Raw genomic sequence first — 12,843 nt, forward strand, 5'->3', positions numbered from 1 at the left:
CGCGTTGACCGCGCCGGGGATTCGATGCATCCAAAGGCCATGAGAGGATTTCGTGCGCGATAAGGTAATTGAGGCGGCGGAGCACGCCCGGTCCGTGAGCGCGTCAGCGCGCCCGGGGCGGCTCGACCAGTTCTGGGCCGAGGAACTCGCGGAGCGGTCCGTGACCAGGGCCAGGGTCCAGGAGTGGATCAAGGCCGGGCTCGCCACGGTGGACCTGGCCGTGGTGGCCAAACCCTCGCACAAGCTGCGCGGCGGCGAGGCCCTGACGCTCGCCGTGCCCGAGCCGCGAGCCCAGGCCGCGCCGGAGAGCGGCGGGCTCAGGGTGCTCTACCGCGACCGCCACCTGGCCGTGGTGGACAAGGAGCCCGGGCTCACGGTGCACCCCGCGCCGAGCTGCCCCGAGGGCACCCTGGTCAACCGCCTGCTGCACCACTTCCCCGAGCTTTCGCGCCTGGAGGGCGAGCGCCCGGGCATAGTGCACCGCATCGACAAGGACACCTCCGGGCTGCTGGTGGTGGCGCTGGCCGAATCCTCGCGCCTGAAGCTCTCCGAGGCCTTTGCCGGGCGCGAGGTGACGAAGACCTACCTGGCCCTGGTGCACGGCGTCCCCCAAAAGCCCGAGGCAAAGATCGAGGCCCCCATCGGACGCGACCCGTCCCACAAGACGCGCATGGGCGTGGTCAAGGGCGGGCGCGAGGCATTGAGCTTCTACCGCGTCGTCTGGTCCGCGCCGGACAAGAGCGCGAGCCTCCTGGAGGTGGACATCGCCACCGGGCGCACCCACCAGATCCGCGTGCACATGGCCCACATCGGCCACCCGCTGCTCGGCGACGCGCTCTACGGCCCCAAGCAGAAGGTGGAGTTCGCCCGGCGCAACGGCGCGCTCGGCAGGCTCGCCTCCCGGCAGATGCTCCATGCCTGGAAGCTCGGCTTCACCCACCCGGAGACGGGCGCGGAATTCTCCTTCACCTGTCCGCCCCCGAAAGACTTCTGGCGGCTGCCCCTCGGGCTTTGCCGGGTGCCGCAACGCGTGGGCGTGGTGGGGCTGCCCGGCTCGGGCAAGAGCGCCCTGGCCGGGCTGATCGGGGAGCGGGGCTGGCCGGTTTTCAGCGCGGACGCCTGCGTGGCCGCGCTCTACGAGCCCGGGGCGGACGGCTGGCACATGCTGCGCAGCCGCTTCGGCGAGCGTTTCACGCCGGAAATGGACTCCCCCGTGGACAAAAAGGCCCTGCTTGCGGCCATGCGCTCCTCCGAGGCGTTCCGGCGCGAGCTCATGGAGCTTCTCTATCCCATGGTATTGAACCGCCTGGAGCGCTTCTGGGCGGACAACGCCCAAAGCAGGGCGGCCTTCGCCGAGGTGCCCATGCTCCTTGAGGCCGGGTGGCTGGGCGGCGGCGTGGTGGACCTGGCCGTGGGGGTCAGCTGTCCGGGCGAGGTGCGCCACGCCAGGCTCAAGGCCTCGCGCGGCTGGGACGACGCCACGGTCGCCCTGGTGGACTCCTGGCAGTGGCCCCAGGAGAAGAAGCTCGGCCAGTGCCGGTTCGTGGTGGACAACGCGGGCTCCCCGGAGGCCCTGGAGGAGAGTGCCCGCGCGCTGCTTCAGTCGCTCAGGCGGCTGCGGGCCTCGCGGGCCTCGGAGCTCCTTGCCTGGATGCGCTCCAGGGAGTACGCCTGAACTGCCATGATCCCCCTCAAGGACAACATCCCGCGAATCCGTTTCCCCGTGGTGGTGGTGGCCATCTTCGCCATCAACCTGATCGTCTTCCTCTGGGAGATGATGCTCCCGGACAGGGCGCTCATTGCCGTGGTCCACGTCTACGGGGCCGTGCCCGCACGCTTCACCAACCCCGAATGGGCGGCCTGGGCCGGGTATCCGCCCGGGGCCTGGACGACGGCCCTGACCTACATGTTCCTGCACGGGGGCTGGCTGCACTTCATCCTGAACATGTGGGTGCTCTGGGTCTTCGCGGACAACGTGGAGGACGCCCTGGGGCACTGGCGCTTCACGGCCTTCTACCTGCTCTCGGGCCTGGCGGCGCTCACGCTGCACGTGGCCTTCAACGCGAGCTCGGACATGCCCGTGGTGGGGGCCTCCGGGGCCATCGCCGGGGTCATGGGGGCGTATTTCAGGCTTTTCCCCCAGGCGCGCGTCATCGTGCTCATCCCGATCGTCTTCATCCCCTGGATCGTGGAAGTGCCCGCCGTTGTCTTCCTGGGGCTCTGGTTCCTGGTGCAGATCACCTCGGGGCTGGCCTCGGCCGCGCCTTCGGCCGAGGGCCAGGCCGTGGCCTGGTGGGCCCACGCGGGCGGGTTCGCCTTCGGGATGCTTCTGGTGCGCCACTTCGGCGGGCTGGACTGCCGCTACTGCTACCTGCCCGAGTCGCGCTCCTACGAAAGGCGGAACCATTCCGGTTCTTGATCCTCGCGGCGCGCTGGACAACGCGGCCCATCTGACATACCCCTCCCTGGTTCCAATGAGTTAAGGCTTTTTTCGACCAAACCGCGAGGCCTCAATGCTGACCATAGAAGACCTGCACGTTACCATCGGCGAGAGGGAGGTGCTCAAGGGCATCAACCTCGAAATCAAGGAAAACGAGACGTTCATCCTCTTCGGACCCAACGGCTCGGGCAAGACCACCCTGCTCATGACCCTCATGGGCTTCGGCAACTACAGCATCACCCAGGGCAAGATCACCTTCCGGGGCCATGACATCACGCACGCCCCGATCCACGAGCGCGCCAAGCTGGGCATCGGCATGTCCTTCCAGCGCCCGCCCACGATCCACGGCCTGAAGCTCAGCCACCTAGTGCGCATGGCCGCCCAGAGCAACGTGGTGGACGTGGACGCCATGGCCAAGCGCGTGAACATGACCGACTTCCTGGACCGCGACGTGAACGCGGGCTTCTCCGGCGGCGAGATCAAGCGTTCGGAACTCTTGCAGCTCATGGCCCAGCAGCCGCACATGGTGCTCTTCGACGAGCCCGAGTCCGGCGTGGACCTGGAGAACATGAAGCTCATCGGCAACACGGTGCGCGAGCTCCTGGGCGGCGAATGCGCCATGGGCACGGAGCGCTCCCTGCGCATGGCCAAGTGCGGCCGCCACGTGGCCGGGCTGATCATCACCCACACGGGCTACATCCTGGAGTACATCAACGCCGACCGCGGCCAGGTGATGTACGAGGGCAAGCTCTGCTGCGAATCCAACCCCCGCGACATCCTGGATCACATCAGCCGCTTCGGCTACCAGGAATGCCTGCGCTGCCTGGCCTAACCGGAGTTCTCACATGAAGCCCATCGACCTGAAAGCCTTCGATTTCACCGCTCCCGCCCCCGGCGAGATCGCGGATTTGACCAAGCTCTCCGAGGAAGACAAGCACCAGCTGCTCATGGCCGGTGTGGACGTCTCCGCCAACGCGGTCAGCGGCACCTACATGCACATGGACCACGGGGCCGTGCACTGCAAGTCCAAGCGCGAGGGCGTGGAGATCCTGGACATCAAGACCGCCCTTGAGAAGTACGACGGCCTCAAGGAATACATGTGGACCCAGGTGGACAAGGACAAGGACGAGTTCACCCGGGCCGCGCACGACTCCCTGCACGGCGGATACTTCATCCGCACCAAGAAGGGGGCCAAGATCACCGAGCCGGTGCAGTCCTGCCTGTTCATCAAGGGCGACATGACCGGCCAGGCCGTGCACAACATCATTGTCGTCGAGGAAGACTCGGAGCTGCACATCATCACCGGCTGCTCCGTGTCGCATGCCTCCAAGGGCGCCGCGCACCTGGGCATTTCGGAGTTCTTCGTGAAGAAGAACGCCAAACTGACCTTCACCATGATCCACAACTGGGCCGAGAACACCGTGGTGCGGCCCCGCTCGGCGGGCGTGGTGGAGGAGGGCGGCGTGTTCCTGAACAACTACGTCCTGCTCAAGCCCGTGCGCGACCTGCAGATGTACCCGACCATCACCCTGGCGGGCAAAGGCGCCGTTGCCCGGTTCAACTCCGTGATGGTGGCCCCCGAGGGCTCCTACCTGGACACCGGCAGCCGCATCATCCTCGCCGCCCCCGAGACCCGGGGCGAGATGATCGCGCGCACCATCACCACCGGCGGCACCATCATCGCCAGGGGCCACATCGCGGGCAACGCCGTGCCCGCTCGCGGCCACCTGGAGTGCAAGGGGCTGATCCTCGGCGGCGGCGTGATCCACGCCATCCCGGAGCTCGAGGCCACGGTGGACGGCGTGGAGCTCTCCCACGAGGCCGCGGTGGGCAAGATCGCCCAGGAGGAGATCGAATACCTCATGGCCAGGGGCCTGGACGAGGAGGAAGCCACCTCCACCATCGTGCGCGGCTTTTTGAACGTGGACATCATGGGCCTGCCCGAGAAGCTCAAGAAGGTCATCGACGAGACTATTGGCGAATGCGAGAAGGACATGTTTTAGTTTTATCAGCAATTTTAGGTTGTTATCTTGCATTCCTCGGTCGTGCTTCGATAAGGAAGTCTACGTTTCCCGGTCATTCCCACTGGAAAGCGTTCGGTACGTGCCTCACTAGGCAATGACCTACGAAACCCGGCCCGGCGGCTTGCACGCCCGGCCGGGTTTTTTCGCGCCGTGTGCCAGGGAGAACATTCGCTTGCCCGATAACTGTTGCGCCATGCGGCAGGCTCTGGTATGTTTCGACAATGAACATATCCGCTTCTTGCGGTAGGAATCCCGAAGAACCGGGCGCGCGCAAGACCGTGGTCATCGTCGAGGACGATCCGGGCTGGTGCGAGGCCCTGAAGTTCTTTTTCGACGAGGCGAACGATTTCCAGGCCCGGGCCTTCACCGACGCCAGGAAGGCCTGGGAGGCCATTGCCGCCTCGCCGCCGGACCTGGCCATCCTGGACGTGGTCATGCCGGCGCTCGGCGGCCAGGAACTGGCCGAGATGATGCACGAAAGGGGCATCCAGACCCGGGTGATCTTCCTTACCGGCCTGCTCACCCCGGACGAGACGCGCGTGCGCGGCTACCGCGTGGGCAACCAGACCGTGGTGGGAAAGCCCGTGAACCTGGGCCTCCTGCTCGAACTCGCGCGCAAGGCCGTTCACGCCTGACTTGCCTTCCCGCCCGCTTCCGGGCTACCCAAGCCCCGGCGCGGAGCTTTCGAAGCCTCATCAAAGCGCCCGAACAAGACTTTACACCGGGCGATACAATCATGCCAGGATTCAAGGGACACGTGGCCGGGGCCTTGGCCGCCGCCGGAGGGGCGCTCGGCGGAGCGTGGTGGCTCGGGCTCTACCGCCCGGAGCCCAAGGTCATGGCCATGCTGGCCGCCCTGACCGTGCTCGGCGCGCTTTTTCCCGACGTGGACACCAACTCCAAGGGCCGCCACCTATACTACGGCGTGGCCCTGCTGGCCGACGCCGTGCTCATCCTCAAGGAGCAGTACCGCTACGCCGCGCTGCTCGGCTTCTGCGCCATCCTGCCCGCCGTGGGCTCGCACAGGGGCTGGACCCACACCTGGTGGGCGGGCCTCATCATCCCGAGCCCCATCGTCGTCGCGCCCATGATGCTCATGGGCATGGCCTGGCAGACGCTCTTGCCGTACTACCTCGCCGCCGTTCTCGGCTACTATTCGCACCTCTTGCTGGACGGGACGTTCTGAACGCGGAGCGCGCGTTCTGGCGTGCCTGAAAATGAAGAAAGCCCCGCGGGCGATGAAACCAGCGGGGCCTTGCAAGCCTCAAGGAAGGATGGGGGATGCCCGTTCAGCCCAGGGTAAGGCGCAGGTACAGGTCACCCTTCCAGGGGCCGATGCGCCTGCCCAGACCTTTAAGCCTGATGGGCTGGCCCAGGGCGTAGTCCTTGGGCAGGGTGAACTCCACGGTCTTCGGCTCGCCGGACATGCCCTGCGCCACGCCCACGCGGAGCTTCGCCCCGGGCAGAAGGCTCGCGGGCGGCACGGCCACGGTCTGCTCGTCGTCCAGCTGCTTGAGCAGAAAGCCCTTGAGCCCGCCGAGAAAGCCCCCCGAGACGTCCATGGACCACTTGGACCCACCCGCGCTCACGTTCACCCGGCGCTCCTCGGAGGAGGGCTTGCCCTCGTGCGGCCCGGAGCGTTTGAGCTCGTTGTATATGTCCTCGAAGACCTGGCGGGCGAAGGTGTCCTTGAGCAGGTCCTGGAGCACGTCCTCGCGCCGGAAATAATAGTTGGTCTTGGTGGTGTCCTGGGTGGAGGCCTGGGTGTAGGCGGTCTTCGCCTTGCGCTTGGTGGCCTCGTCCTGCTTCGGCGGCGGCTCCTGGGGCTTTGCCCGCCCGGGACGCCTGGCCCCCTTGGGCGGACCCTCGGCCATGACCTGCTTGAGCAGCAGGTAGGCCTCGTTCAGGTGCTGGAACTTGCGCTTGGCGAGGTTGTCGCCGGGGTTCAGGTCGGGATGGTAGCGGAAGGCCAGGGCGCGGTAGCTCCTCTTGAGCTCCTCGGGCCCGGCGTCGCCCTCAAGGCCCAGGATCCGGCGGGCCTCGGCGACGTTCACGGTTTGTCGATCCCGTCGAGGCGCAGGGCGTGGGGGGAATCGGGGTCGCCGCAGCAGCCGACGCCCTGGCTCTTCAGTTCGCAAAGCCCCTGGCGCACGAACTCCTCGTGGGGAAGCGAGGGGTTGATGCCCGCGCAGTATTCGAGCGACATCTCCCAACTGGCCGCGTCCATGAGGTTGCCCCTGAAGTAGGGCCAGGCGCGGCAGATGTCCGGCCGGGCGGGGTGCACGCCGCAGCCGTCGGCGAAGAACACGCACCAGCCGTCCTCGCGCACGCCCAGGTGCAGCCTGTCGCCCTTGCGGGTGGCGTGCGCCTCGACGAAGTCCTCGGGGGCGAGCCCGAGGTGCGCGGCCAGGCGCAGAAGATCCTTTTGCGTGAGCACGATGCCGCCCTCGCCGTGACAGCAGTGGCCGCAGCGGCGGCACTCGAAGGCCTTGTCTCCAGTGGTCATTTCAGTCCTGGTGGAAGAGGCGGCGGTGCTCCACCATGAGGCAGAGGTCCTCCACCACCATGGTGGGCGTTTTGGAAAGTATCGTGCGCGCCTCGAAGCTGAAGATGCCCAGCTGCATCCAGAATATCCTGGGCGGGGCGGGCAGGGCCAGGGTCTCGCGGGCGTGCTCGGGGCAGCTGTCCGAGGCGCGGAACAGGTTCACCACGTCCACGGGGTGCGGGATGTCGGCCAGGCTGGCGTAGGTCTCCAGCCCCCAGACGCCCTTGCGCACGGGATGGACGGGATAGACGGTCCAGCCGATGCTTATGAGGTAGCGCCCCACCCGGTCCACGGCGCTGCCGGGCTTGTCCTTGGCCCCGACCACGGCCACCGAGGAGCAGGCCGCCAGGGCCTGGCGCAGTTCGGCGTCGTTTACGAGCATACTCCCGCCTTGTTCATGGATATGGGGACAGCCGTCCCGCAGAACGCGTTAGTAAACGCAAACCGGGGCGCTGCTCAAGAGGAATGTCCCGTGAGGCGCGCTCCGGCCAGGATCATGGCTATCCCGACCCACTGCCAGCCCTGGATCGTCTCGCCGAGCACGGCCCAGCCCAGGGCCAGGGTGATGGCCGGGATCAGGTTCACCGCCCCGGCCACGCGCGAGGCCGACAGGCGCGACAGGCTGTAGTTGTAGAACGAGTAGGCCCCCACGCTGACCCCGATCCCCAGAAAAGCGACGGAAGCCACCGCCTGCCAGTTCAAATCCTGCGGCCAGGGCGAGATGAAGAGCGCGGGCGCGAAGAACGCCGAGCCCGCTACCACCTGGAAGGCCGTGAGGAAAAACGGCGAGAAGTGGCGCACCAGCCGCTTGACCATGAGCGTGTACACCGTGGCGCAGGCCATGGCCGCGAACTCCAGCAGGTTGCCTAGCAGGGGGTCCGGCGAGTATTGGTCTTGCGGCGCGAAGGCGCTCAGGAGGCCGGCCCCGCCCACGCCGAGGGCCAGGCCCGCCCAGCCCGCCGCCCCGGTGCGCTCGCCCTGGAACACCCCGGCGGCGCAGACCACCATCACCGGCAGCATCGCCGTGATCATCCCGGCCTGGGAGGCCGTGGTCAGGGTGAGCGCCTTGGCCTCGAAGACGAAGTAGAGGCAGGGCTCGGAGAGGGCCATCACCAGAAGCGCGGGCAGGTGCCGGCGCACGTGGGCCGCTGGCGGGATGCGCCGCCAGAACAGGCTGAAGGCCGCCATGGCCAGAAGCATGCGCCCGAGCACGATGAGCCACGGGTCCAGGACCTGGATCGCGGCCTTCATGGCCACGAAGGAGCCGCCGTAGAGGAACATGGCCGCCAGAAGCGCGGCGTTGGCAGCGACGTTCACAGACACCGCCTGGCGCGGCGGGGCGCAAGCCCGGCGCGGGCGGCAACCACCATCGGAGTGTTCAGCATGTTCGAAGCCTTGGAAGTGATGCCCGAAAGTGAAACAGCCCGGCGCCACGCGAGCTGCCGGGCCCTCATGGCCAAACACCTGCCCCAGGCGGGCGGGCTGGCCGTGTTTTCCCGGCTGGCCATCTACTATCTTACCGGGACCTTTGGCAACGGAGTGTTCTGGCTGCCCATGGAGGGCGAGCCCGTGCTCATGGTCCGCAAGGGGATCGAGCGCGCCAGGCTCGAGTCCCCCCTGGCGCGCATCGTGCCCTTCCGCTCCTACGGCGACATCCCCGGCATCTGCGCCGAGGCGGGCGCGCCCATGGGCGAGGTGGTGGCCGCCGAGATGAACGGCCTGTCCTGGTCGCTCTCCGGGCTTCTGACCTCGCGGCTGCCCGGGGTGCGCTTCGTGCCCGGGGACATGATCCTGAGCCGGGCCCAGGCCGTGAAGACCTCCTGGGAGCTCGGCAAGATCCGCCTGTGCGGCGCGCGCCACGCCAGGGCCATGACGGAGCTGCTCCCGGCGAAGCTCAGCCCCGGCATGAGCGAGCGCGAGGTCTCCCACGCGGTGTGGGACGTGTTCTTCGAGCTCGGCCACCAGGGCATGATGCGCATGGGCGCGCACGGGGAGGAGATCTTCCTGGGCCACGTGGCCGCGGGCGATTCCGGCAACTACCCGAGCGTGTTCAACGGCCCGCTGGGGCTTCGCGGCGAGCACCCGGCCGTGCCCTTCATGGGCTACGCGGGCAAGGCCTGGCTGCGCGGCCAGCCCCTGAGCGTGGACTGCGGCTTCGTCCTGGAGGGCTACACCACGGACAAGACCCAGATCTTCTGGGCCGGGCCCAAGGCGTCCGTCCCGGACGAGGCGGCCAGGGCGCACGCGTTCTGCATGGACGTGCAGGCCTACGTGGCCGAGAACCTCAAGCCCGGGGCCGTGCCTTCGGCGCTCTACGCCCACTGCGTGGAATGGGCCGCCCGCGAGGGCTTGGCCGAGGGCTTCATGGGCCTGGGGGGCAACAAGGTGCCCTTCCTGGGCCACGGCATAGGCCTCGTGATCGACGCCTGGCCCGTGTTCGCCAAGGGCTTCGACGAGCCCCTGGAGGCCGGGACGGTGATGGCCGTGGAGCCCAAGATGGGCGTTTCGGGCCTGGGCATGGTCGGCGTGGAGAACACCTTCGAGGTCACGGAGGCGGGCGGCGTGTGCCTGACCGGCGACGCCTTCGAGATGATCCACGTGGAGTAGGGCGCCGGGCCCCGGAGGCGAAAAAAAGTCGCCCTCCGCCGGAGCCTGTCCGGGGAGGGCGGCCGTCCGTCCGGTTCGGGGTTTTCAGTCCTTGCCTTCCAGGGCGTCCATGAGGCTTATGGTCAGGCGCAAAAAGTCCGCCTCGGTGATGATGCCCGTGAGCCTGCCGTTCTCCACCACGGGCAGGCAGCCGTACTTGTGCTCGAGCAGTTGCTGGGCCGCGTCGCGCAGGAGCGTGTCCGGGGCCACCACGGCCACGTCGGTGCGCATGATCTCGCGCAGGGGAATGCCCGCGTCGAGTTCGTCCTGGGTGGAGGAGTCGATGTCGGAAAGCTTGGACACGGCCAGGGCCAGCATGTCGCGGTGGGTGATGAGCCCGATGAAGTGGTCGGAGGCGTCCACGATGGGCACGTGGCGCACGCGGGCCATTTCCATTATCTGCTTGGCGGTGTAGAGGGAGTCGGACTCCAACAGGGTGAAGAGTTGGGTGGTCATGAGGTCGCCGACGGTGAGCATGGCCGATCTCCTTTCAAGGGGTTCGCAGGCATTCCATCCTCGAACCGTGTTTCTGTCAAGTGCGGGCGTTGACTTGCGGTTGGAAATCTGGTGTTGCTCCGCAGTCCGCTCCAAGACCCGGTACTTCCACATGGAAATCGATCCCAGACGCAGCCGCGAGCGCATGGTGCGCGAACAGATAACCGCACGGGGGATATTGTCCCCGGCGGTGCTGGCGGCCATGCGCAAGGTGCCCAGGCACCTCTTCGTGGAGGAGGCCCTGAAGCCCCAGGCCTACGAGGACCACCCCCTGCCCATCGGCCAGGGCCAGACCATTTCCCAGCCGTACGTGGTGGCCTGGATGACCGAGCTCCTGGACGTGCGCCCGGGGATGAAGGTCCTGGAAATCGGTACGGGATCGGGCTACCAGACGGCGGTCCTGGCCGAGATGGGCGCGAGCGTGTACAGCGTGGAGCGCGTGCCCGAACTGAACGAGCTGGCCCGGAACAGGCTCTCGTCCATGGGCTACGGCACTGTTTTCCTCAAACTCGACGACGGCACCCTGGGCTGGCCCGAGCACGCCCCGTTCGACCGGATCATCGTCACGGCCGGCGGCCCCAAGGTGCCCGAACCCTATATCGAACAGCTGGCCGACCCGGGGCTTTTGGTGATCCCGGTGGGCGCTGAGAAGCGCAGCCAGAACCTGACCGTGGTGCGCAAGAAGGACGGCAGGATCGGGCGAAAGACGGTGGGCCAGGTGATGTTCGTGGATCTCGTGGGCCGCCACGCGTGGTAGGCGGCCGGGAGGCTTGAAGGACCTATGGTGAAGATCAAGAAGAAGGGCGAGGCCAAGGAAAACGAGGCGTGCGCGAGCTGCGCCAAGGCCAGCAGCTGCGGCTCCAAGTCCGCTGCGGGCGGCTGCGGGGACGACAAGGCCAAGCAGCAGGACGTGCGCATCAGCTCCGCCTTGTCCAGGATCAAGTACAAGCTCTTCGTCATGAGCGGCAAGGGGGGGGTGGGCAAGAGCTCCATCACCGTGAACCTGGCCGCCGCCCTGGCCAGCAAGGGCTACAAGGTGGGCATCCTGGACGTGGACCTGCACGGCCCCAGCGTCCCCCGGATGCTCGGGCTCTCCGGCAACCTGGAGGCCAACGAGAAGGGCGAGGTCTCGCCCAAGGACTGCGGGGGCAACCTCTCGGTGGTCTCCATGGAGTCGCTCCTGAAAGACCCCGACCAGGCCGTGCTCTGGCGCGGCCCCATGAAGACCTCGGCCATCCGGCAGTTCATCAGCGAGGTCAAGTGGGGCGAACTGGACTACCTTGTGATCGACTCCCCCCCGGGTACGGGCGACGAGCACATGACCGTCTTGCGCACCATCCCGGACGCGCTGTGCGTAGTGGTGACCACCCCGCAGGAGGTCTCCCTGGCCGACGTGCGCAAGGCCATCAACTTCCTGCAATACGCCAAGGCCAACATCCTGGGCATCGTGGAGAACATGAGCGGGCTCATCTGCCCGCACTGCTCCAAGGAGATCGACCTGTTCAAGAAGGGCGGGGGAGAGGAACTGGCCAAGAAGTACGGCATCGAGTTCTTGGGCGCGGTCCCGCTGGACCCGGTCACCGTGGTGGCTGGCGACGTGGGCAAGCCCGTGGTGCTCATGGACGAGCCCTCGCCCGTGAAGGACGCGCTCATGGCCCTGGCCGGCAACATCGACCGCGCCGCCCAGTCGAGCCTGGAGGCGCACTCAACCCTGAACCGCTGAACCGCGAGGACGAGACGTGGCGCATCCGGTGCTGAACCTGCCGAACATCCTCTCCCTGGCCCGCATCGCGGTGGTGCCGGTACTGGTGCTCATGCTCTACTTCCCGGGGCCCGGCATGTGCCTGGCGGCGATGATCGTGTTCATCGCCGCCTCCGTGACGGACATGGTGGACGGCCTCTTGGCCCGGCGCATGGGCCTGGTGACCAACCTGGGGAAGTTCCTGGACCCGCTGGCGGACAAGCTGCTCATCTGCTCGGTGCTCATCATGCTGGTGCGCCTGGACTGGGTCGGCGCCTGGGTGGCCGTGCTGATCATCGGCCGGGAGATGGCCGTGACAGGGCTTAGGGCCGTGGCCTCGGACGCGGGCGTGGTCCTGGCGGCAGACAGGTTCGGCAAGCTCAAGACCATCATCCAGATCGCGGCCATGTGCCCGCTGATACTGCACTACCCGCGCTGGGGCATCGACCCCGCGCCGCTGGGCTCCATGCTCATCTACGTCGCCCTGGGCCTGACCGTGGGCTCGGGGGCCAACTACATGTACGCGTTCTTCCGGTCCTTGAACCAGGGCCAGAAGACGTAGCCGGACGCTCCGCCCGGCCCGGGGCGGGATTGCCTTGTGCGGGAAAGTGGCGTAGGAAGTTCCAGGACGGGCGGAAGGATCGGCACCGCACGGATGGGACGGGTGGATCATGGACGCGATGAAGTCTTCTGCATTGGCTGCGCGCATCATGAATTGTCTTCATACGATTCTTGAGCTCGAACCCATGTTGCGGCGCATGGACACCGGTAGCCTGCTCCTGTCAGAATTCGGCGTGCTCAAGGAGTTCCTGAGCGGAATGGACGCCGTGAAGCTTGACGAAGATGATGTGGCACGTATAGAGACTGCCACAGAACGTTTTCTCCAGGAATTGAAAACGCCCGCCGCCGTGGTCGCGGGCGAAACGAAAAACGTGACGCTCCAATAAAAAGA

The 12,843-nt window shown here is 67.0% G+C and carries 16 protein-coding genes; 11 read left to right on the forward strand and 5 right to left on the reverse strand.

Annotated elements, in window-relative coordinates; translation table 11 throughout:
• Positions 1-94 precede the first annotated feature (94 nt).
• From ACZ5V4_RS00530 to ACZ5V4_RS00555, 6 genes are all read left to right on the forward strand, one after another.
• Positions 95-1,675, forward strand: coding sequence for a dephospho-CoA kinase (locus ACZ5V4_RS00530; RefSeq protein ID WP_464316229.1), 1,581 nt, complete (start codon positions 95-97; stop codon positions 1,673-1,675).
• A gap of 6 nt (positions 1,676-1,681) precedes the next feature.
• Positions 1,682-2,419 carry a rhomboid family intramembrane serine protease gene (locus tag ACZ5V4_RS00535; protein ID WP_464316230.1) on the forward strand — a complete coding sequence of 246 codons (738 nt, stop codon included), beginning with the start codon at positions 1,682-1,684 and terminating at the stop codon, positions 2,417-2,419.
• Positions 2,420-2,513: 94 nt separating this feature from the next.
• On the forward strand, positions 2,514-3,272 hold the full coding sequence (locus tag ACZ5V4_RS00540; protein WP_464316231.1) for an ABC transporter ATP-binding protein: 759 nt from the start codon (positions 2,514-2,516) through the stop codon (positions 3,270-3,272).
• Positions 3,273-3,285: 13 nt separating this feature from the next.
• Complete coding sequence (locus tag ACZ5V4_RS00545; RefSeq protein ID WP_464316232.1) at positions 3,286-4,443, forward strand: SufB/SufD family protein; 1,158 nt, start codon at positions 3,286-3,288, stop codon at positions 4,441-4,443.
• 242 nt (positions 4,444-4,685) lie between these two features.
• On the forward strand, positions 4,686-5,099 hold the full coding sequence (locus ACZ5V4_RS00550; RefSeq protein ID WP_464316233.1) for a response regulator: 414 nt from the start codon (positions 4,686-4,688) through the stop codon (positions 5,097-5,099).
• A gap of 101 nt (positions 5,100-5,200) precedes the next feature.
• Positions 5,201-5,650 (forward strand): metal-dependent hydrolase, encoded by a 450-nt coding sequence (locus ACZ5V4_RS00555; RefSeq protein ID WP_464316234.1) that lies wholly within the window; start codon positions 5,201-5,203, stop codon positions 5,648-5,650.
• A 103-nt stretch (positions 5,651-5,753) separates the two neighbouring features.
• Here ACZ5V4_RS00555 and ACZ5V4_RS00560 read toward each other — a convergent pair whose 3' ends face one another.
• The 4 genes from ACZ5V4_RS00560 to ACZ5V4_RS00575 all read right to left on the reverse strand — a co-directional run bounded on the left by ACZ5V4_RS00560 (position 5,754) and on the right by ACZ5V4_RS00575 (position 8,326).
• Complete coding sequence (locus tag ACZ5V4_RS00560) at positions 5,754-6,518, reverse strand: J domain-containing protein (protein WP_464316235.1); 765 nt, start codon at positions 6,516-6,518, stop codon at positions 5,754-5,756.
• Positions 6,515-6,970 carry a YkgJ family cysteine cluster protein gene (locus ACZ5V4_RS00565; protein WP_464316236.1) on the reverse strand — a complete coding sequence of 152 codons (456 nt, stop codon included), beginning with the start codon at positions 6,968-6,970 and terminating at the stop codon, positions 6,515-6,517. The genes ACZ5V4_RS00560 and ACZ5V4_RS00565 overlap by 4 nt, the downstream gene beginning before the upstream one ends.
• A gap of 1 nt (position 6,971) precedes the next feature.
• Entirely contained in the window at positions 6,972-7,391 is a 420-nt protein-coding gene (locus ACZ5V4_RS00570) for a CoA-binding protein (protein ID WP_464316237.1), read from the reverse strand.
• A gap of 74 nt (positions 7,392-7,465) precedes the next feature.
• On the reverse strand, positions 7,466-8,326 hold the full coding sequence (locus ACZ5V4_RS00575) for a DMT family transporter (RefSeq protein ID WP_464316238.1): 861 nt from the start codon (positions 8,324-8,326) through the stop codon (positions 7,466-7,468).
• 66 nt (positions 8,327-8,392) lie between these two features.
• On the opposite strand from ACZ5V4_RS00575, the gene ACZ5V4_RS00580 reads away from it, so the two are divergent.
• A complete protein-coding gene (locus tag ACZ5V4_RS00580) occupies positions 8,393-9,616 on the forward strand; it encodes a M24 family metallopeptidase (protein WP_464316239.1) in 1,224 nt (407 codons plus the stop codon).
• Positions 9,617-9,700: 84 nt separating this feature from the next.
• On the opposite strand, the gene ACZ5V4_RS00585 is transcribed toward ACZ5V4_RS00580, so the two are convergent.
• On the reverse strand, positions 9,701-10,132 hold the full coding sequence (locus ACZ5V4_RS00585; RefSeq protein ID WP_464316240.1) for a CBS domain-containing protein: 432 nt from the start codon (positions 10,130-10,132) through the stop codon (positions 9,701-9,703).
• A 130-nt stretch (positions 10,133-10,262) separates the two neighbouring features.
• On the opposite strand from ACZ5V4_RS00585, the gene ACZ5V4_RS00590 reads away from it, so the two are divergent.
• From ACZ5V4_RS00590 to ACZ5V4_RS00605, 4 genes are all read left to right on the forward strand, one after another.
• Entirely contained in the window at positions 10,263-10,907 is a 645-nt protein-coding gene (locus tag ACZ5V4_RS00590) for a protein-L-isoaspartate(D-aspartate) O-methyltransferase (RefSeq protein WP_464316241.1), read from the forward strand.
• Positions 10,908-10,931: 24 nt separating this feature from the next.
• On the forward strand, positions 10,932-11,873 hold the full coding sequence (locus tag ACZ5V4_RS00595; protein ID WP_464316242.1) for a P-loop NTPase: 942 nt from the start codon (positions 10,932-10,934) through the stop codon (positions 11,871-11,873).
• Between the two features lie 28 nt (positions 11,874-11,901).
• A complete protein-coding gene (gene pgsA / locus ACZ5V4_RS00600) occupies positions 11,902-12,453 on the forward strand; it encodes a CDP-diacylglycerol--glycerol-3-phosphate 3-phosphatidyltransferase (RefSeq protein WP_464317851.1) in 552 nt (183 codons plus the stop codon).
• Between the two features lie 109 nt (positions 12,454-12,562).
• The gene (locus ACZ5V4_RS00605; RefSeq protein ID WP_464316243.1) at positions 12,563-12,838 is read left to right on the forward strand and encodes a hypothetical protein; all 276 of its coding nucleotides are present in this window, start codon (positions 12,563-12,565) and stop codon (positions 12,836-12,838) included.
• Positions 12,839-12,843: the final 5 nt, after the last annotated feature.

The sequence above is a fragment of the Fundidesulfovibrio sp. YSD1 genome (assembly GCF_055397115.1).